This is a genomic window from Streptomyces sp. NPDC046727 (genome assembly GCF_040645635.1).
Taxonomy (GTDB): Bacteria; Actinomycetota; Actinomycetes; order Streptomycetales; family Streptomycetaceae; genus Streptomyces.
In genome coordinates this window covers 96,725-113,675 of record NZ_JBEYYR010000019.1, presented here as the reverse complement: position 1 = coordinate 113,675, position 16,951 = coordinate 96,725, and the positions used below count along the sequence as shown (strand labels likewise).

Here is a 16,951-nt window from a genome sequence, read left to right as displayed (position 1 = left end):
ACCCTTGTGCCGACCGGCCGTTCGGCCGAATACTCCCCCCAGCGCTTGTCAGGGGCATGCGTATTCGAATCCGGTCGGCTCCTGGCTGCGCCTCACGGGCCCCGACCCCACGCGGGCCCCCGACTCCCCATGGAGGGAACGAAACGTGAGGATCAAGCGCACCACACTGCGCGGCGGCACCGCGAGACGGACCCGGCTGATCGCCGTGGCCACCGGTCTCCTGGCCGCAGCCGCGTTCGCCGCCCCCACCGCGAACGCCAGCGACACCGACACGTTCAGCGCCACCCAGCTCACCAAGGCGAGCGACTCCGTCCTCAAGGCCGACATCCCCGGTACGGCCTGGGCGGTGGACAGCAAGAGCAACCGTGTCCTGCTCACCGTCGACAGCACGGTGTCCAAGGCCGAGATCGCCACGATCAAGAAGCAGGCCGGCGCCAACGCGGGCGCGCTCACCATCAAGCACACCCCCGGCAGGTTCAGCAAGCTGATCACCGGCGGCGACGCCATCTACGGCGGCTCCTACCGCTGCTCGCTCGGCTTCAACGTGCACAGCGGCAGCACGTACTACTTCCTGACCGCGGGTCACTGCGGCGAGGTCGCCTCCACCTGGTACAGCAACTCCAGCAAGACCACGCTGCTCGGCACCAACGTCGGCTACAGCTTCCCGGGCAACGACTTCGCGCTGGTGCGGTACACCAACTCCTCCGTCGCGCACCCGAGCGCGGTGGGCAGCCAGACCATCAGCAGCGCGGCAACCCCCTCCGTGGGTACGACCGTCTACCGGCGCGGCTCCACCACCGGCACGCACAGCGGCCGGGTCACCGCGCTCAACGCCACCGTCAACTACGGCGGCGGTGACGTCGTGTCCGGCCTGATCCAGACCACGGTCTGCGCCGAGGGCGGCGACAGCGGCGGTCCGCTCTACGCGGGCACCGTGGCCTACGGCCTGACCTCCGGCGGCAGCGGCAACTGCAGCTCCGGCGGTACGACCTTCTTCCAGCCGGTGACCGAGGCGCTGAACTACTACGGAGTCACCCTGCCCTGACAGGTGACGAGTCGGCACGGCCGAGCCCCCGCACGCGGATGACGTGCGGGGGCTTCTTCGTGCGTATTCCGTGGGCGACTTTCGGCCAGGGCTGACGGGTGGGTGTGGTTACTTGTGCGTAGTTTGCAGAGCGGAAGGGACGGGTAAGTCCGCTCCCCGCGCGTCCGGAAGTCGGTCTTGTGTGTCACCTGCGGGGTTCGGAAGAGTGGGCGACCGTCAACCAGCCTTCCGGCCCGTCAGGTCCCCACAACCCGACCGGCCGACCCCCCACAGGAGGACGTGAGTTGAAGCACCGACGCATACCCGGGCGGCGGGCCGCCCTGGCCGGCGCGGGCATCGCCGCACTGGTCGCAGCGGGTGTCACCTTGCAGAACGCGAATGCCAGCGAGCCCGCGAAGTCCGCTCCCCAGCTGCGGGTTCTGTCCGCTCCGGCGGCCGGAAAGCTCGCCTCCAGCCTGAACGCCGGCCTGGGTGCCGACGCGGCGGGCAGCTACTACGACGCCCGGGCGAAGAACCTCGTCGTCAACGTGCTCGACCGGGCCGCGGCGCACACCGTCGAGGAGGCCGGCGCCAAGGCGAGAATCGTCGCCAATTCGCTCGCCGAACTCGGCGAGACACGGGCGGCGCTGAAGGCGGACGCGACCATTCCAGGCACGTCCTGGGCGACCGACCCGGTCAGCAACAAGGTCGTCGTCACCGCCGACCGTACGGTGTCCGGCGCCGAGTGGACCAAGCTGAGCAAGGTGGTCGACGGGCTCGGCGGCACGGCCGAACTCAAGCGCTCGCACGGGGAGTTCAAGCCCTTCCTCGCCGGCGGCGACGCCATCACCGGCTCCGGCGGGCGCTGCTCGCTCGGCTTCAACGTGGTCAAGGGCGGGCAGCCGTACTTCCTGACCGCCGGGCACTGCACCGAGGCCATCTCCGACTGGTCGGACTCCTCCGGCAAGGCCATCGGCACGAACGAGCAGTCCAGCTTCCCGGGCAACGACTACGGGCTGGTGAAGTACACGGCCGAGGTCGACCACCCGAGCGAGGTCGACCTCTACAACGGCTCCACCCAGAAGATCACCGGTGCCGCCGAGGCCACCGTGGGCATGAAGGTCACCCGCAGCGGGTCGACCACCCAGGTGCACTCCGGCACGGTCACCGGGCTGAACGCCACCGTCAACTACTCCGAGGGCACGGTCAGCGGTCTGATCCAGACCGACGTGTGCGCCGAGCCCGGGGACAGTGGCGGCTCGCTGTTCTCCGGCAGCGACGCCATCGGCCTGACCTCCGGCGGCAGCGGCGACTGCACCTCCGGCGGGGAGACCTTCTTCCAGCCGGTCACCGAGGCCCTGTCCGCCACGGGGTCCCGGATCGGCTGACCCCCGTCCTCCGCAGCCCCGTCCCGGCCCTGTCCGGGGCGGGGCTCCGTGCTGTGCGGCGGGGCGTTTGCGCAGGTGGGAGGCGGTCGAACGGATGTCGTACATGCGTTCGAGAATGGGGGTATGGTGGGGGGTGAGGTAGGGAACTGATGTTCGAGAGTCGTTCGGGACCGACGAGTGCGGGAGGTGTGTGTGCCGGGCTTCGCGCATCTGCACACCGTCTCCGGGTTCTCCCTGAGGTACGGGGCGTCCCATCCGGAGCGGCTGGCCGAGCGTGCCTCGGAGCGGGGCATGGACACCCTCGCCCTGACCGATCGCGACACCCTCGCCGGGGCGGTGCGCTTCGCCAAGGCGTGTGCCGGGGCGGGCGTCCGTCCGGTGTTCGGGGTGAATCTGGCGGTTGCGGGGGAGGGCGCACGGCGGACGGGCGTTCCCCCGCGCGAGCGGAGCCGGGAGGGGGAGAGGCGGCGTACCCCGGTGCGCGGTGGCGCCTTCACGGACGAGTCGGCTCCCCGGGTGACCTTCCTCGCCCGGGACGGCGCTCGCGGGTGGGGCGATCTGTGCCGGCTCGTCTCGGCCGCGCACGCGGACGGGGCGACCCCGCTGCTTCCCTGGACCGCCCAGCAGGGCGAGGGGCTGGTGGTGCTGCTCGGGCCCGGGTCGGACGTGGGGCGGGCACTGGCCGCCGGGCGTCCCGACCGGGCGGCGGCGCTGCTCGCCCCGTGGCGCGAGGTCTATGGCGACGCGCTGCGGCTGGAGGCCGTCTGGCACGGCCGCACGGGTACGGGGGCCGGCTCCCTGCGGCTCGCGGCCCGCACCGTCGGGTTCGCCGCCGAGCAGGGGGTGCGGCCGGTGCTCAGCAACGCCGTCCGCTACGCCGATCCCGGTCAGGGGCCGGTCGCCGACGTGCTGGACGCCGCGCGGCGGCTGGTGCCGATCGATCCCCGGGGCGAGCTGGACTCCGGCGAAGCCTGGCTGAAGGACGCGCAGGCCATGCTGGATGTCGCCGAGCGGGTCGTGGAGGCCGCCGGGTACCGGCGGGACACCGCCCATCGGCTGCTGGAGCAGACCCGGGCGACCGCCGCCGAGTGCCGGGTCGACCCCGAGGGCGATCTCGGCCTCGGGACCGTTCACTTTCCCGAGGCGCACCTGGTCGGCGCCGGCCGGCGCACCGCCCAGCGGGCGCTCGCCTCGCGGACGGCCGCCGGCATGCTGCGGCTCGGGTACGGCGGCCGGCGCGCGTACTGGGAGCGGATGCACCACGAGCTGGACATCATCGCCCACCACGGCTTCGCCTCCTACTTCCTGACGGTCGCCCAGGTCGTCGACGACGTACGGGAGATGGGGATCCGGGTGGCCGCACGTGGCTCCGGCGCCGGGTCGCTCGTCAACCACCTGCTCGGGATCGCGCACGCCGATCCCGTCGAGCACGGGCTGCTGATGGAACGCTTCCTGTCCAAGGAGCGCGTCGTGCTGCCGGACATCGACATCGACGTGGAGTCCGCCCGGCGGCTGGAGGTCTACCGGGCGATCATCGGCCGGTTCGGGGAGGAACGGGTCGCGACCGTCTCCATGCCGGAGACCTATCGGGTCCGGCACGCCATCCGGGACGTCGGTGCCGCGCTGTCCATGGACCCGGCCGAGATCGACCGGGTCGCCAAGTCCTTTCCGCACATCCGGGCCCGGGACGCGCGGGCCGCGCTGGAGGAACTGCCCGAGCTGAAGAAGCTCGCGAGGGAGCATCAGCGGGAAGGTGCGCGGTACGGCAGGCTGTGGGAGCTGGTCGAGGCGCTCGACGCGCTGCCGCGCGGGGTCGCCATGCACCCGTGCGGGGTGCTGCTGTCCGACGCCTCGCTCCTCGCCCGTACGCCGGTGGTGCCGACCAGCGGCGAGGGGCTGCCCATGTCGCAGTTCGACAAGGAGGACGTGGAGGACCTCGGGCTGCTCAAGCTGGACGTGCTGGGCGTGCGGATGCAGTCGGCGATGGCGCACGCCGTCGCCGAGGTGGAGCGGGTGACGGGGGAGAGGATCGACCTGGACGCGGTACCGGCGGGGGACCCGGAGACGTACCGGCTGATCCGGTCGACCGAGACGCTGGGGTGTTTCCAGATCGAGTCGCCCGGGCAGCGGGACCTGGTGGGGCGGCTGCAGCCGAGCACCTTTCACGACCTCGTCGTGGACATCTCACTGTTCCGGCCCGGCCCCGTCGCCGCCGACATGGTGCGGCCGTTCATCGAGGCGCGGCACGGGCGGGCACCGGTGCGCTACCCGCACCCGGACCTGGAGGAGCCGCTCGCGGGGACGTACGGCGTCGTCGTCTTCCATGAGCAGGTCATCGACATCGTCGCCCGCATGACCGGGTGCGGGCGGGGCGAGGCCGACCGGGTGCGGCGCGGGCTGTCCGACCCGGAGTCGCAGGAGCGGATCAAGGTGTGGTTCGCCCAGCGGGCGGCGGTCCGGGGATACAGCGCGGAAACGATCCAGCGGACCTGGGAGATCGTGGCGGCCTTCGGGTCGTACGGCTTCTGCAAGGCGCACGCCGTCGCCTTCGCCGTGCCCACCTACCAGTCGGCGTGGCTGAAGGCCCATCACCCGGCCGCCTTCTACGCCGGGCTCCTCACGCACGATCCGGGCATGTACCCCAAGCGGCTGCTGCTGGCCGACGCCCGGCGACGGGGGGTGCCGATCCTGCCGTTGGACGTGAACGAGTCCGGGGTCGCCCACCGGATCGAACTGGTGTCTGAATCGCCGGAGGTGTGGGGGCTGCGGCTCGCCCTCTCCGACGTGCACGGCATCAGCAAGGCCGAGGCCGGCCGGATCGCGGACGGGCAGCCGTACGCCTCCCTGCTGGACTTCTGGGAGCGGGCCCGGCCCAGCAGGCCGCTGGCGGGGCGGCTCGCCCAGGTCGGCGCCTTGGACGCGTTCGGCGCCAACCGGCGTGATCTGCAACTGCACCTGACCGAGCTGCACCGGGGCGCCCGGGGCGGTGGCGGCGGCCAGCTCCCCCTCGCCGGAGGCAGGAAGACCGCGCCCGCCGGCCTGCCGGACCTGACGTCGGCGGAGAAGCTCAGCGCCGAGCTGGGCGTGCTGTCCATGGACGCCTCGCGCAATCTGATGGACGACCACCGGGAGTTCCTCACGGAGCTGGGCGTGGTCTGCGCACGCCGGCTGCGCGAGGCCCGGCACGGCGAGACCGTGCTGGTCGCGGGCGCCAAGGCGGCCACCCAGACCCCGCCGATCCGCTCCGGCAAGCGGGTCATCTTCTCCACCCTGGACGACGGCACGGGCCTGGTCGACCTCGCGTTCTTCGACGACTCGCACGACGCGTGCGCCCACACCGTCTTCCACTCGTGGCTGCTGCTGGTGCGCGGAGTGGTGCAGCGGCGCGGGCCGCGCAGCCTGAGCGTGGTGGGATCCGCCGCCTGGAACCTCGCCGAACTGGTCGAACTGCGCGCCGAGGGCGGTCTCGACGAGGTGGCGGCGCGGCTCGCGGAGCCGGTGGCCGAGGGTGCGGGCGGTGATCCGACCGGTGGGCGGCGGATCCATCTGCCGACCGGATACGCGATGCACCCGTGGGCCGACCTGCGGCCCGCGGGCCAGGAGGCCGCACAGGGGCCCGCGGCGACACGGAAGTTGTGGCACCAGAGTCCGGGGAGTGCGGGATGACCATTCTCTGCGTACGTTTCCAGCTGCCGCCGATGTACGAGGCGGCCCTGCCGGGACTGCTCGGGTTGCTGGAGGAGTTCACCCCGGTCGTGGAGGCGCTGCCGCCGGACGGGGCGCTGGCCGATCTGCGTGGCGCCGAGCGGTACTTCGGGCGCAGCGCGGTGGAGCTGGCCTCGGTGATCCGGGTGCGGGCCCTCGCGCGGTACGGCGTCGACTGCGCGATCGGCGCCGGGCCCGGTCCGATGCTGGCCCGCGTGGCGCTGCGTGACGCCCGGCCCGGGGTGACGTGTGCCGTCCCCGAGGACCCGGACGGCATCGCGGAGTTCCTCGCCGAGCGGCCCGTGTCCGCGCTGCCCGGCGTCGGTACGGCCACCGCCCGCACCCTGGACGAGTACGGCCTGGACACCCTGGGCCGGGTCGCCGCCGCGCCGCTCTCCACGCTCCAGCGGCTGATCGGCGCGCGGGCGGGCCGTGAGCTGCGCGAGAAGGCGAGCGGCGTCGACCGCGGCCGGGTCGTGCCGAACGCCGTCTCGCGCTCGCTGATGACGGAACGGGCCTTCGGCATCGACGAACTGGACCCCGGCCGGCACCGCAGGGAGCTGCTGTCGGCCGCCGAGGAGATCGGCGCCCGGCTGCGCGTGGTGGAGAAGGTCTGCCGCACCCTGACCCTCACCGTGCGCTACGCCGATCGCTCCTCGACCACCCGCAGCCGCACCCTGAAGGAGCCGACCGCGCACTCGGCGGCCCTGGCCAAGGCGGCCTACGGCATGTACGAGGCGCTCGGCCTGCAACGGGCCCGGGTCCGCGCGCTGGTCCTGCGCGCCGAGGGCCTGACCGCCGCCGACCAGGCCTCCTACCAGCTCACCTTCGACCCCGTGGACGAGAAGGCCCGCCGTATCGAGGAGGTCGCGGACCGCGCGCGGGCGAAGTTCGGGCCCAGGGCGGTGATGCCGGGGGCGCTGGGGCGCGGCGGCGGCTCCTCGGCTGTCAGTTGGCCCAGGGCGGCGTGATGCGGGTGCCGTCGGCCAGCTCCGCCTCCAGGCCGATGGAGGTGGTGACCCAGGAGAGCGCGGTGTGGTCGGTCGGGTTCTCCACGCCGAAAGTCGCACCGGGGTTGACGATCACCGTGTCGCCGGCGGATATCCGCTCGGTCCGGCCGTCGAGCGTGATCAGCAGCTCCCCGACGAGCAGATGGAAGACCTCCTCGCGGCTGACGGTGTGGGCGGGTGCCTTGGTGCCGGCCGGGATCTCCCCGCGCCAGGCGCACAGCTCCTTGCTGCCGGTGAGCGGGGTGGCGTACGAGACGAAGCGGGCGCCGTGGATCTCATGAGTCGTGGCCTCGGACGAGCGGATGACGGGCATGGCGGTGATCTCCGTTCAAGTGGTCAAGTGGCTTGACTATATGGTCAAGCTGCTTGACTAAACTGTCAAGGGTGTTTGAATGCCTCCGTGCAGAACTCCGAAGCCATGGCCCTGTCCGCCGCCGTGCTCGCCGTCGCCGGTGACCTCACGCAACGCATCCACGAAGGGGTGATGGCGCGCGGGTTCACCGACCTGCGGCCGGCACACGGCTTCGCCTTCGCGCGGCTCGCTCCGGGCGGCGCCACCGTCACCGACCTCGCGACGCACCTCGGGGTGACCAAGCAGGCCGCGAGCCAGTTGGTGGACGAGATCGTACGCAAGGGGTACGCCGAGCGGCGGCCGCATCCGCAGGACGCGCGGGCCCGGCTGATCGTGCTGACCGAGCGCGGGTGGGCCTGCACCCGGGCGGCCGAGGGCGCGGCGGCCGAGGTCGTGGAGGGGTGGGCCGAACTGCTGGGCGAGGGTGAAGTGCGCGTGTTGGGCCAGCGTTTGGCGCGGATCGCTCCCTATGGTCCGATCAGGCCCGCCTGGTGACGATCCGTCAACCCCCGGTGATGCTCCGGTTATCACTGGAAGTTTTTACTGCCGCGTAACTTCACACCTGGACTACTCGCCCGTAACTTGACGAGTGAACAGCATCCTCGTGATCCGGATCACAGGGTAAGGCCCCCACCTCCCTTGAGCCGCAAGGAGATCACCCGATGCTGCCCTGGAAACGAGTGCTCAGACCCCTCGCCGCGCTGCTCCTCACCGCCGCCGTCGCCACCGTTCCCGCCGCCGCCACCGCCGCTGCCGCCGACACCGCCCCCTCCAGTGGCTGGAACGACTACTCCTGCAAGCCCTCCGCCGCCCACCCCCGCCCCGTCGTCCTCGTCCACGGCACCCTGGGCAACTCGGTCGACAACTGGCTCGGCCTCGCCCCCTACCTGCAGAGCCGCGGCTACTGCGTCTACTCCCTCGACTACGGCCAACTGACCGGCGTCCCCTTCTTCCACGGCCTCGGCCCCATCGACAAGTCGGCGGAGCAGCTGTCCGCCTTCGTCGACAAGGTGCTCGCCGCGACCGGAGCCGCCGAGGCCGACCTGGTCGGACACTCCCAGGGCGGCATGATGCCCCGCTACTACCTGAAGTTCCTCGGCGGGGCGGGCAAGGTGAACGCCCTCGTCGGCATCGCCCCCGACAACCACGGCGCCAGCCTGAGCGGTCTCACCAACCTGCTGCCGTACTTCCCCGGCGCCGAGGACCTGGTCAAGGCCACCACCCCCGGCCTCGCCGACCAGATCCCCGGCTCCGCCTTCCTCACCAAGCTCAACGCGGGCGGCGACACCGTCCCCGGAGTGCGCTACACGGTCATCGCCACCAAGTACGACGAGGTGGCCACGCCCTGGCGCAGCCAGTACCTGAGCGGTTCCGACGTCCACAACGTCCTGCTGCAGGACCTGTGCTCGCTCGACCTGTCCGAACACGTCGCGATCGGCCTGCTCGACCGGATCGCCTTCCACGAGGTGGCCAACGCGCTCGACCCGGCGCACGCCACCGACACCACCTGCGCGTCCGTCTTCAGCTGACGTGCCGCCGGGGCCTGTCCGGCCTGAGCCGCCGGACAGGCCCCGGAACCCTCACCGGCGGTGGCCGCCGCCCGCCGCGCGCCGCCGCACCGACAGGAACAGCGCGGCCGAGCCCACCGCCAGCGCCGCCGCGCCGCCGATCGCGAGGTACGAGGTGCCGGTGGACGCACCCGTCTCGGCGAGGTCCGCCGAAGTCCCGGCCGCCTTCGGCCGGTTGGCCGCGGCGGCGGTGGGCTCGGCCGAGGTGCTCGCGTCGTCGTCCCCGTGCCCGTGGTGCTCGACCGTCGACTTGTCGGCACCGGCGGAGATCTGCTCGTCCGAGGGTGCGGAGGCACTCGGCGCGGGGGTCGTACCGCCGTCGCCGCCGCCGAAGTCCACGTCCGAGCAGGAGTAGAAGGCCTCCGGGCTGTCCGAGCGCTGCCAGACCGCGTACAGCAGCTGCCGGCCGGACCGCTCGGGCAGGGTGCCGGAGAAGGTGTAGAAGCCGCCCGACGGGGCCGGGTCGGTGGCCGTCGCCACCGGGTGCTCCAGATCCAGGGCGGACCAGGCCAGCGGCTTCGCCGGGTCGTACCCGGGCTTGGTGACATAGACCTTGAAGGTGCCCTTGTGCGGGGCGGTCACGCGGTACTTGAAGGTGTACGACCCGCCGCGCACGCTCGTCGCCGGCCAGTCGGCGCGGGCCAGGTCGAGCCCCTTGAACTCCTCGTTGTTCGCGCTGCACAGCTTGCCGTCCGGGATCAGCTCCTGGTGCCGGCCGGCCGCGTCGCCGATCCGGATGCCGTTCCAGTCGTACAGCGCCTGGGTGCCGCCGGCCGCCACGGCCGCCTTGCACGCGGCCGACTCCGGGCTCTCCGGTCCCTCCGCGTAGCACTGCGAGACCCGGCTGACCGGGTCGCCCATCGAGCCGTGCGCGGACGCGGGGACGGCGGACAGCGCGAGCGCGGTGCTGCCGAGGGCGGCGACGGCGGCGGCCTTGCGGCGTGCGGACATGGGGAACTCCTCGGAACGGTCCTCGGGCGTGGGTGAATCCCGTGGGGGCGATCAGAAACTAGCCCCGAGAAACCGTGAAATCGCCTGCTGGGAGCGTGCGGAGGAGATCCTTATGGTTCGCTTAAGGAGGTGCTCAGGCTGCGCTCAGGTACTAGCGTGCCGCCATGATCGACAAGGACCTCGACCGGGGTGAGGAACGCGTCCGGCCCGCCGTCGCGGCGGACGTGCCGGCCGTGAAGGCGGTGACGGACGCGGCCTACCGCCACTACATCGAGCGCATCGGTGTGGTTCCGCAGCCCATGGAGGCGGACCACAGGGCGGACGTCGGCGCCGGCAAGGTGTTCGTCACCGGGGAACCCGTCGTCGGACTCGTGGTGATCGAGGCGTTCGCCGACCATCTCTTCCTGGACAGCATCGCCGTCCGTCCCGCGGCCCACGGCACGGGCGTCGGACGGCGGTTGCTGCGCTTCGTCGACGCACGCGCGCGGGAACTGGGCCTGGACGAGATCAGGCTCTACACGAACGCGATGATGTGGGAGAACCAGAGGATCTACCCGAAGTACGGGTACGAGGTCGTGGAGCGCCGGGTCGACGGTCCGTACGACCGCCTCCACTACCGCAAGCGGCTGGACTGAGGAGTCCCGGCGTCAGGCGTCGGGCCACCAGGTTCGTGCTATGTCCCTGCGCACTTCGGGGCGTCCCGCCGGGCGTTCGTCCGCCTCCTCACGGAGCCGCCGGCTGTCCGTCCTCTTCGGGGGCTTCTGCATGGTCACGCGGCGCATGGCTGCCTCCTTCAGAGCCTACCGAGTTCCGCGTTGTCACGGAGGTAGACGCTTTTGGGGAGAGTTCCTCATCGGTGCCGAGATGTCAGTGGTGTGTGTCACTCTCCGGGCATGACGAGCAAGAGCACACACACGGTTGCGGCTGCCCCGGAAGCGGACTGGGATGCGCGGGCCGCCGCCTTCGACGACGAACCGGACCACGGCCTGCGCGACCCCGAGGTCCGCGCGGCCTGGGCGGACCGGCTGCGCGCCTGGCTGCCGGGGCACCCCGCCGACGTCCTCGACCTCGGCTGCGGCACCGGCAGCCTGTCACTCCTCGCCGTCGAGCAGGGGCACCGGGTGACGGGTGTCGACCGGTCCCCGGCGATGGCCGAGCGGGCCCGGGCCAAGCTCGCCGGGCACGCCGCGACGATCCTGTGCGGGGACGCGGCGGCCCCGCCGGTGGGGGAGCGGCGCTTCGACGTGGTCCTGGTACGGCATGTGCTGTGGACGCTGCCGGACCCGGCCGGGGTGCTGCGGCACTGGCGGGACCTGCTGCGGCCCGGGGGGCGGTTCGTGCTGGTCGAGGGCGTCTGGGGGAAGCTCAGCCCGGTCGGCATACCCGCCGAGCGGCTCGCCGCCCTCCTGGCGCCGCTGACCCGGGACGTGCGCGTGGAGCGACTGTCCGGCCACTCCGTGCTGTGGGGAAAGGAGGTGGACGACGAGCGGTACGCGGTGGTGGCCACGGTGTGACACCGCGCCGCCCGGGCGGGTCAGGCCAGCAGCTCCTCGAAGCCGCCGGCGCGGCCCGCCAGCGCCTCCAGCGTGTCGAGAGCGGCCACCGCGGCCGACGCGGCCTCGGGATCCGTCTCCGCCAGCCCGCTCTCGGCGAACTCGTCCTCGTCCAGCCGCCGCACGTCCCGCCCGTCCGCGGAACGCCACAGGTCCAGGTCCAGGTCCTCCACCACCAGATCCGTGCCGGTGCGGACCGCGGGGCGGGTGATGTCGCAGTACCAGCCCTTGACCGAGCCGTCCGCGGCACGGACCTCCTTCACCGAGTACCACCGGTCCCGCCAGTAGTACTCGGTGAACACGTCACCGGGCTCGAAGCGCACGAATCCGAAGTCGCGGACCCCGGCGCCCGCCCAGGGGGCGCGTACGGCGATCCGGGTGCCGTCGTCCCGGAGCAGCTCCGCCGGATAGCGGATCTTCGTCCGGCCCGCCTTGACCAGGACGACCTCCAGCCGGTCTGCCGGCTCAGCCGAGTTCGCGGACATAGCGCACCTCCGTGGCGCAGGTCTCGTACCCGAGCCACTTGTTGACGGCGATCATGGGGGCGTTACCGGTGTCGTTGCCCGTGAAGGCCTCGGTGATGCCGGCGGCCCGGGCCCGGTGCAGGGAGTGGATCTTGGCGAGCTTGGCCAGACCACGGCCGCGGTGGGCGCGGGCGGTGCCGGTCATCGCGGTGGAGTAGCGGCCGTCGCCGTCGGTGTAGGCCACGGTGAAGGCAACCGGACGGCCGTCGACACAGGCGGCCACGGTCAGCTCCCGGTCCAGCAGCGGGTGGTTCCAGTTCTCCGCGAGCCAGACGTCGTAGTCCGTGAACGCGAAGTCCACGTCGCTCGGTTCGTCGAGCGTCGTCTCCGCGTCCAGCTCGAACAGCGGCCGGGGATCGTCCGCGAAGTCGGCGGCCGTACGCAGTTCGACGCCGGGCGGGACCTCCAGGAGCGGCGGGAGGGTGCCGTGCGCGAGATCGAGCCGGAGGAAGTGGGCGGAGCGGCCCAGGCGGTAGCCGCGCCGCTCGGCGAAGGCCCGGTTGGCCGGCTCGTCCAGGGCCCAGGCGAACAGCTTGGTCGCGCCCAGACCGGTGAGGTACTCCTCGGCGGCCTCCGCCAGAAGCCGGCCGGCGCCGCGGTGGGTCCGGTCCGGGCGGACGTAGATGTTCAGGGCGCCCTGGCCCGGGTCGCGGCTGTCAGGGATCAGATGGACCTGAGCCGTACCGATCACCTCGCCGTCCTCCTCCGCGACCAGCGGCCGGAAGCGGGCGTCGGGGTGCATGTGGGCGGCGGTGTGCCGGACCGAGTCGGGGGTGAACAGGATGTACGGCAGAGCGAGCCGGCGGACACGGGCGAAGCCTTCGGCGTCCGCGGGAACGTCGGCCCGGAGAGGGCGCACGAGGACGGTCATGATCAGGCACCGTACGGGGCGGGGACGCCCGGCTGCCTCTCATTTTCCGGCGGGTGCGGGACAATCGGCCCTGTGAGCCTGAAGATCCGCATCGATGACAGCGCGCCCCCGTACGAGCAGGTGCGGGCGCAGATTTCCGAGCAGGCGCGGTCCGGGGCGCTCCCGGTGGGGTACCGGCTGCCGACCGTGCGGGGGCTGGCCGAGTCCCTGGGGATCGCGGTGAACACGGTGGCCAAGGCGTACCGGGCGCTGGAGGGCGACGGGGTGATCGAGACGCGGGGGCGCAACGGCACGTTCGTGGCCGCCGCCGGCTCGGCCGCGGTGCGTGAGGCGTCATTGGCCGCGCAGGCCTACGTGGAGCGGGTGCGGCGGCTCGGGCTCACCGAGGACGAGGCGTCGGCCGCCGTGCGGGACGCCCTGCGGGCGGCTTACGGGGAGTAGGAGCGGCATCGGGGTCCGGGACGGGGAGAGCCGGGCACCGCCGGAACGCGTCGTCGTGGTCGGCCGGGTTGCGTGGGCGCGGCGGATGCCGGAGTCACCGGTGTGTCGCCGGCTCCGGGGTCCGGGTCGTCCTCAGGTTCGCCCTTCTCGCCGTCCTCCCGAAGGTCACCGCGTCCTCCACCGCCGCCCCGCCCGGGTCGTTGTTGAAGTAGGCGTACACGTCCTCGGCGTCCGACCACGTCGTGGCGATGCGGTCCACCCAGGTCTCCAGGGACCGTGTGCCGTAGCGCGGCCAGGGGCGGGCGCGGCCCTCGTGGAAGCGGACGTAGCCCCAGTCCGTGGTGCGCCACAGGGGAGTCACCGGGCGGGCCTGCACGTCCGCCCAGCACAGGGCCGCGCCCCGGGACTCCAGCACCGCGCGCACCTGGGGTGTCCACCACGAGTCGTGGCGCGGCTCGACCGCGACCCTCGTACCGGACGGGAAGCAGGCCAGGCAGGCGTCCAGCAGGGCCGCGTCGGCGCGCAGGGTGGGCGGGAGCTGGAGGAGGACCGGGCCGAGGCGGTCGCCCAGCCCCGCCGCGTGGGTCATCAGGCGGTCGACCGGTTCCCCGGGCTCCTTCAGACGCTTGATGTGCGTGAGGTACCGGCTCGCCTTCACCGCGACCACGAAGTCGTCCGGCACCCGGTCCCGCCAGGCCGCGAAGTTCTCCCGCGTCGGCAGCCGGTAGAACGCGTTGTTGATCTCCACCGTGGCGAAGCGCCTCGTGTACTCCTCCAGCCACAGCCGGGTCGGACAGCCGTCCGGGTACAGGACCCCCCGCCAGTCCTTGTACTGCCACCCGGACGTGCCGACGAACAGGGTCATACCCTCATGAAAGCACTACAGGTACAGCCCCGCGTCCGCGCCCTCCCGCGCCCCCGGCACCGACGTCGGCGCCGTGCCCCGGCGCAGCGCGTACAGCTCGGCCAGGGTCGCGCCCTCGCGGCCGACGGCATCCTCCCGGCCGGGGGCCTCGCTGCCGAGCCAGTTCACCGCCTCCTTGCGGGTCAGCGGGCCCACCTCGATGCGGGCGAGGCAGCGGCCGGGGCGCACCACGGCCGGGTGCAGGCGTTCCAGGTCCTCGTTGGTGGTGACGCCGACGAGCACGTTGCGGCCCTGGCCGAGCAGGCCGTCGGTGAGGTTCAGCAGCCGGGACAGGGCCTGGCCCGCCGTGTGCCGGGCCTCGCCGCGGATCAGCTCGTCGCAGTCCTCCAGCAGCAGGAGGCGCCAGCGGCCCTTGCCCGCGACGTCGTCCTCGCCGATCGCGATGTCCATCAGATAGCCGACGTCCGAGAAGAGGCGTTCCGGGTCGAGCACGCAGTCGACCTGGCACCAGTCCCGCCAGGAGCGGGCCAGGGTGCGCAGCGCGGAGGTCTTGCCGGTGCCCGGCGGGCCGTGCAGCAGGAGCAGCCGGCCGGCGATGTCCTCGGGGGTCGTCTTCATCAGGCGGTCCATGGCGTCCGCCACCGGTGCCGTGTAGTTGGGCCGGACCTCGTCCCAGGTGCCGGCGGAGATCTGACGGGTGGTGCGGTGCGGGCCGCGCCGCGGCGAGACGTACCAGAACCCCATCGTCACGTTCTCCGGCTGCGGTTCCGGCTCGTCGGCCGCGCCGTCCGTGGCCTGGTCGAGGATCCGCTTGGCCAGTTCGGCGGTGGTCGCGGTGACCGTGACGTCCGCGCCCCGGTTCCAGCGGGAGACCAGCAGGGTCCAGCCGTCCCCCTCGGCGAGGGTGGCGCTGCGGTCGTCGTCGCGGGCCACCCGCAGCACCCGGGCGCCCTCCGGCAGCAGGGTCGCGCCCGAGCGCACCCGGTCGATGTTCGCCGCGTGCGAGTACGGCTGCTCGCCCGTCGCGAAGCGGCCGAGGAACAGCGCGTCGACGACATCGGAGGGTGAGTCGGAGTCGTCGACGTGGAGCCGGATCGGCAGAGCGTCGTGCGGGTTCGCAGGCATGCCGCCATGATCCGGCACGGATGCGCTCCGTGCACGGCATTTCCGCCCGTTGCTCCGGGTGTTGCACGACGCCTCCCGGCGTACCGGACGCCATCGCTCCCGGTGTTCCCAAGTCCCGCCCGGCGCCCGTCTTCGGCCATTACTGTTGTCCACGATGACACGTCATGGGTGGGATGCGGAGAATCGGCGGTGGCGCCTGACCGCCCTGCTCGGTGTGGCCGGGGCCGTACTGGCCCTGGTCGTGACCCTGATCAACACGCTGCCCGGCGACCCCGGCACCGCCGGCACCACCCGCGACGGCGACAAGGCGCACGGCACCCCCGCCGCCCCGGCCGGGCGGCCGAAGCCGTACGTCGGCTGGGGCTTCACGCACACCCAGTACAGCGCCGACCAGGGCGTCCCGGCCGCCACCGCGCGCGTGCGGCGGTTCCTCGGCGGGGCCGGCGGGCTGCCGCAGAACCAGCACATCATGGGCTGGGGCGCCGACAACCCCGAACCGGTCGAGGGGCACTACGACTTCGGCGCGCTGGACCGCCGTATCGACTTCGTCCGCGCCTCCGGCGGCACCCCGGTGATCACCCTGTGCTGCTCCCCGGACTGGATGAAGGGCGGCGAGCCGGGGGTCGGCAGGACCGACTGGAGCCAGGTGGAGACCGCGCCGCGGCCGGACCACTACCAGGACTTCGCCGACCTCGCCGCGACCGTCGCCCGGCGCTATCCGGACGTACGGCACTTCATCGTCTGGAACGAGTTCAAGGGCTTCTGGAACAACGCCCGGTCCCGCTGGGACTACGAGGGCTACACCAGGATGTACAACCTCGTGTACAAGGCGCTGAAGAGGGTCGACAAGGACATCATGGTCGGCGGCCCGTACCTGGTCATGGACAGCGTCGACCCGCGCGACGACAACGCCTCCACCGCGCTCAGGGGCCCCTGGGGCGCCATGGACCAGCGCGTCCTGGACGCCTTCACCTACTGGAACACGCACAAGGCCGGCGCCGACTTCACGGTCGTCGACGGCTCCAGCTACACCCGCGACGACGAGCTGCTGCCCGACGAGTTCGCGGCCACCGCCAAACTCACCGCCGTCGGCGCGTGGGTACGGCGGCAGACCCACGACCTGCCCCTGTGGTGGGCCGAGTACTACGTCGAGCCCGGCGACGGCGACGGCGAGCGCGCCGGCTGGACCGAGCCGCACCGCGTGGCCGTCCAGGCCACCGGCATGATCGCCATGGCGGAGGGCGGCGCCGACTCCGGCTTCTACTGGAACCCGGAGGAGCGGACGGGCCGCTGCCCCGGCTGCCTGTGGTCCCCGACGGACACCGGCGGCGGGGGCCGGGAGCTGCCCATGCACGCCCTGGTGTCCCGGTTCGCGAAGGCGTTCCCGCCGGGCACCCGGTACGAGACGGTGTCCGTCGCCCCGGACGACGTGCCCAACGTCCGCGTGCTGGCGACAGGGAAGACCGTCCTCGTCGTCAACATCCGCAACCGGACGATCAGCGCGCAGGTCGACGGCCGACGGTTCGACCTGGGCGCCTACGAGGTGAAGTGGCTCGACCGCTGAGCCGGAGCCA

At 72.4% G+C, this 16,951-nt stretch carries 16 protein-coding genes; 10 read left to right on the top strand and 6 right to left on the bottom strand.

Annotated features, from left to right (window positions below):
• The first annotated feature begins 145 nt into the window (after positions 1-145).
• The 4 genes from ABZ937_RS23780 (at position 146) to ABZ937_RS23765 (ending at position 7,088) form a co-directional block, all read left to right on the top strand.
• Complete coding sequence (locus ABZ937_RS23780; RefSeq protein ID WP_361694969.1) at positions 146-1,045, top strand: S1 family peptidase; 900 nt, start codon at positions 146-148, stop codon at positions 1,043-1,045.
• Between the two features lie 284 nt (positions 1,046-1,329).
• Positions 1,330-2,412 carry a S1 family peptidase gene (locus ABZ937_RS23775; protein WP_361694966.1) on the top strand — a complete coding sequence of 361 codons (1,083 nt, stop codon included), beginning with the start codon at positions 1,330-1,332 and terminating at the stop codon, positions 2,410-2,412.
• Positions 2,413-2,604: 192 nt separating this feature from the next.
• Positions 2,605-6,078, top strand: a complete 3,474-nt coding sequence (locus ABZ937_RS23770) for a DNA polymerase III subunit alpha (RefSeq protein ID WP_361694964.1) — start codon at positions 2,605-2,607, stop codon at positions 6,076-6,078.
• Entirely contained in the window at positions 6,075-7,088 is a 1,014-nt protein-coding gene (locus tag ABZ937_RS23765) for a hypothetical protein (protein ID WP_361694962.1), read from the top strand. The genes ABZ937_RS23770 and ABZ937_RS23765 overlap by 4 nt, the downstream gene beginning before the upstream one ends.
• On the opposite strand, the gene ABZ937_RS23760 is transcribed toward ABZ937_RS23765, so the two are convergent.
• Positions 7,066-7,440, bottom strand: coding sequence for a cupin domain-containing protein (locus tag ABZ937_RS23760; protein ID WP_361694960.1), 375 nt, complete (start codon positions 7,438-7,440; stop codon positions 7,066-7,068). The two genes, ABZ937_RS23765 and ABZ937_RS23760, sit on opposite strands and share 23 nt — an antisense overlap.
• Positions 7,441-7,527: 87 nt before the next feature.
• Here ABZ937_RS23760 and ABZ937_RS23755 point away from each other — a divergent pair, with 87 nt between their 5' ends.
• Positions 7,528-7,974, top strand: a complete 447-nt coding sequence (locus ABZ937_RS23755) for a MarR family transcriptional regulator (RefSeq protein WP_361694957.1) — start codon at positions 7,528-7,530, stop codon at positions 7,972-7,974.
• A gap of 167 nt (positions 7,975-8,141) precedes the next feature.
• Positions 8,142-9,008: an alpha/beta fold hydrolase gene (locus ABZ937_RS23750; protein ID WP_361694955.1), complete on the top strand. Its 867-nt coding sequence runs from the start codon at positions 8,142-8,144 to the stop codon at positions 9,006-9,008.
• Positions 9,009-9,059: 51 nt separating this feature from the next.
• On the opposite strand, the gene ABZ937_RS23745 is transcribed toward ABZ937_RS23750, so the two are convergent.
• Positions 9,060-9,998, bottom strand: coding sequence for a lytic polysaccharide monooxygenase (locus ABZ937_RS23745; RefSeq protein ID WP_361694953.1), 939 nt, complete (start codon positions 9,996-9,998; stop codon positions 9,060-9,062).
• Positions 9,999-10,162: 164 nt separating this feature from the next.
• Here ABZ937_RS23745 and ABZ937_RS23740 point away from each other — a divergent pair, with 164 nt between their 5' ends.
• Both ABZ937_RS23740 and ABZ937_RS23735 read left to right on the top strand, forming a co-directional pair.
• A complete protein-coding gene (locus ABZ937_RS23740) occupies positions 10,163-10,633 on the top strand; it encodes a GNAT family N-acetyltransferase (RefSeq protein ID WP_361694951.1) in 471 nt (156 codons plus the stop codon).
• A 258-nt stretch (positions 10,634-10,891) separates the two neighbouring features.
• A complete protein-coding gene (locus ABZ937_RS23735; RefSeq protein WP_361694949.1) occupies positions 10,892-11,512 on the top strand; it encodes a class I SAM-dependent methyltransferase in 621 nt (206 codons plus the stop codon).
• A 20-nt stretch (positions 11,513-11,532) separates the two neighbouring features.
• Here the strand turns inward: ABZ937_RS23735 and ABZ937_RS23730 are convergent, their stop codons facing one another.
• Both ABZ937_RS23730 and ABZ937_RS23725 read right to left on the bottom strand, forming a co-directional pair.
• A complete protein-coding gene (locus ABZ937_RS23730) occupies positions 11,533-12,036 on the bottom strand; it encodes a DUF402 domain-containing protein (RefSeq protein WP_361694947.1) in 504 nt (167 codons plus the stop codon).
• Positions 12,017-12,946, bottom strand: coding sequence for a GNAT family N-acetyltransferase (locus tag ABZ937_RS23725; RefSeq protein ID WP_361694945.1), 930 nt, complete (start codon positions 12,944-12,946; stop codon positions 12,017-12,019). Before ABZ937_RS23725 ends, ABZ937_RS23730 begins: the two co-directional genes overlap by 20 nt.
• 72 nt (positions 12,947-13,018) lie before the next feature.
• Here ABZ937_RS23725 and ABZ937_RS23720 point away from each other — a divergent pair, with 72 nt between their 5' ends.
• Positions 13,019-13,387: a GntR family transcriptional regulator gene (locus tag ABZ937_RS23720; protein ID WP_361694943.1), complete on the top strand. Its 369-nt coding sequence runs from the start codon at positions 13,019-13,021 to the stop codon at positions 13,385-13,387.
• 94 nt (positions 13,388-13,481) lie between these two features.
• Here the strand turns inward: ABZ937_RS23720 and ABZ937_RS23715 are convergent, their stop codons facing one another.
• Positions 13,482-14,252 (bottom strand): DUF72 domain-containing protein, encoded by a 771-nt coding sequence (locus tag ABZ937_RS23715; RefSeq protein WP_361694941.1) that lies wholly within the window; start codon positions 14,250-14,252, stop codon positions 13,482-13,484.
• A gap of 15 nt (positions 14,253-14,267) precedes the next feature.
• Positions 14,268-15,377: a DUF5925 domain-containing protein gene (locus tag ABZ937_RS23710; RefSeq protein ID WP_361694939.1), complete on the bottom strand. Its 1,110-nt coding sequence runs from the start codon at positions 15,375-15,377 to the stop codon at positions 14,268-14,270.
• A gap of 154 nt (positions 15,378-15,531) precedes the next feature.
• Between ABZ937_RS23710 and ABZ937_RS23705 the strand changes: the two genes are divergently transcribed.
• Positions 15,532-16,941: a xylan 1,4-beta-xylosidase gene (locus ABZ937_RS23705; RefSeq protein WP_361694936.1), complete on the top strand. Its 1,410-nt coding sequence runs from the start codon at positions 15,532-15,534 to the stop codon at positions 16,939-16,941.
• Positions 16,942-16,951 lie beyond the last annotated feature (10 nt).

Coding starts and splice junctions, on each gene's coding strand:
- ABZ937_RS23715 (WP_361694941.1), bottom strand. CDS start 14,252: ATGACCCTGTTCGTCGGCACGTCCGGGTGGCAGTACAAGGACTGGCGG.
- ABZ937_RS23740 (WP_361694951.1), top strand. CDS start 10,163: ATGATCGACAAGGACCTCGACCGGGGTGAGGAACGCGTCCGGCCCGCC.
- ABZ937_RS23735 (WP_361694949.1), top strand. CDS start 10,892: ATGACGAGCAAGAGCACACACACGGTTGCGGCTGCCCCGGAAGCGGAC.
- ABZ937_RS23730 (WP_361694947.1), bottom strand. CDS start 12,036: ATGTCCGCGAACTCGGCTGAGCCGGCAGACCGGCTGGAGGTCGTCCTG.
- ABZ937_RS23705 (WP_361694936.1), top strand. CDS start 15,532: ATGACACGTCATGGGTGGGATGCGGAGAATCGGCGGTGGCGCCTGACC.
- ABZ937_RS23725 (WP_361694945.1), bottom strand. CDS start 12,946: ATGACCGTCCTCGTGCGCCCTCTCCGGGCCGACGTTCCCGCGGACGCC.
- ABZ937_RS23750 (WP_361694955.1), top strand. CDS start 8,142: ATGCTGCCCTGGAAACGAGTGCTCAGACCCCTCGCCGCGCTGCTCCTC.
- ABZ937_RS23745 (WP_361694953.1), bottom strand. CDS start 9,998: ATGTCCGCACGCCGCAAGGCCGCCGCCGTCGCCGCCCTCGGCAGCACC.
- ABZ937_RS23710 (WP_361694939.1), bottom strand. CDS start 15,377: ATGCCTGCGAACCCGCACGACGCTCTGCCGATCCGGCTCCACGTCGAC.
- ABZ937_RS23765 (WP_361694962.1), top strand. CDS start 6,075: ATGACCATTCTCTGCGTACGTTTCCAGCTGCCGCCGATGTACGAGGCG.
- ABZ937_RS23760 (WP_361694960.1), bottom strand. CDS start 7,440: ATGCCCGTCATCCGCTCGTCCGAGGCCACGACTCATGAGATCCACGGC.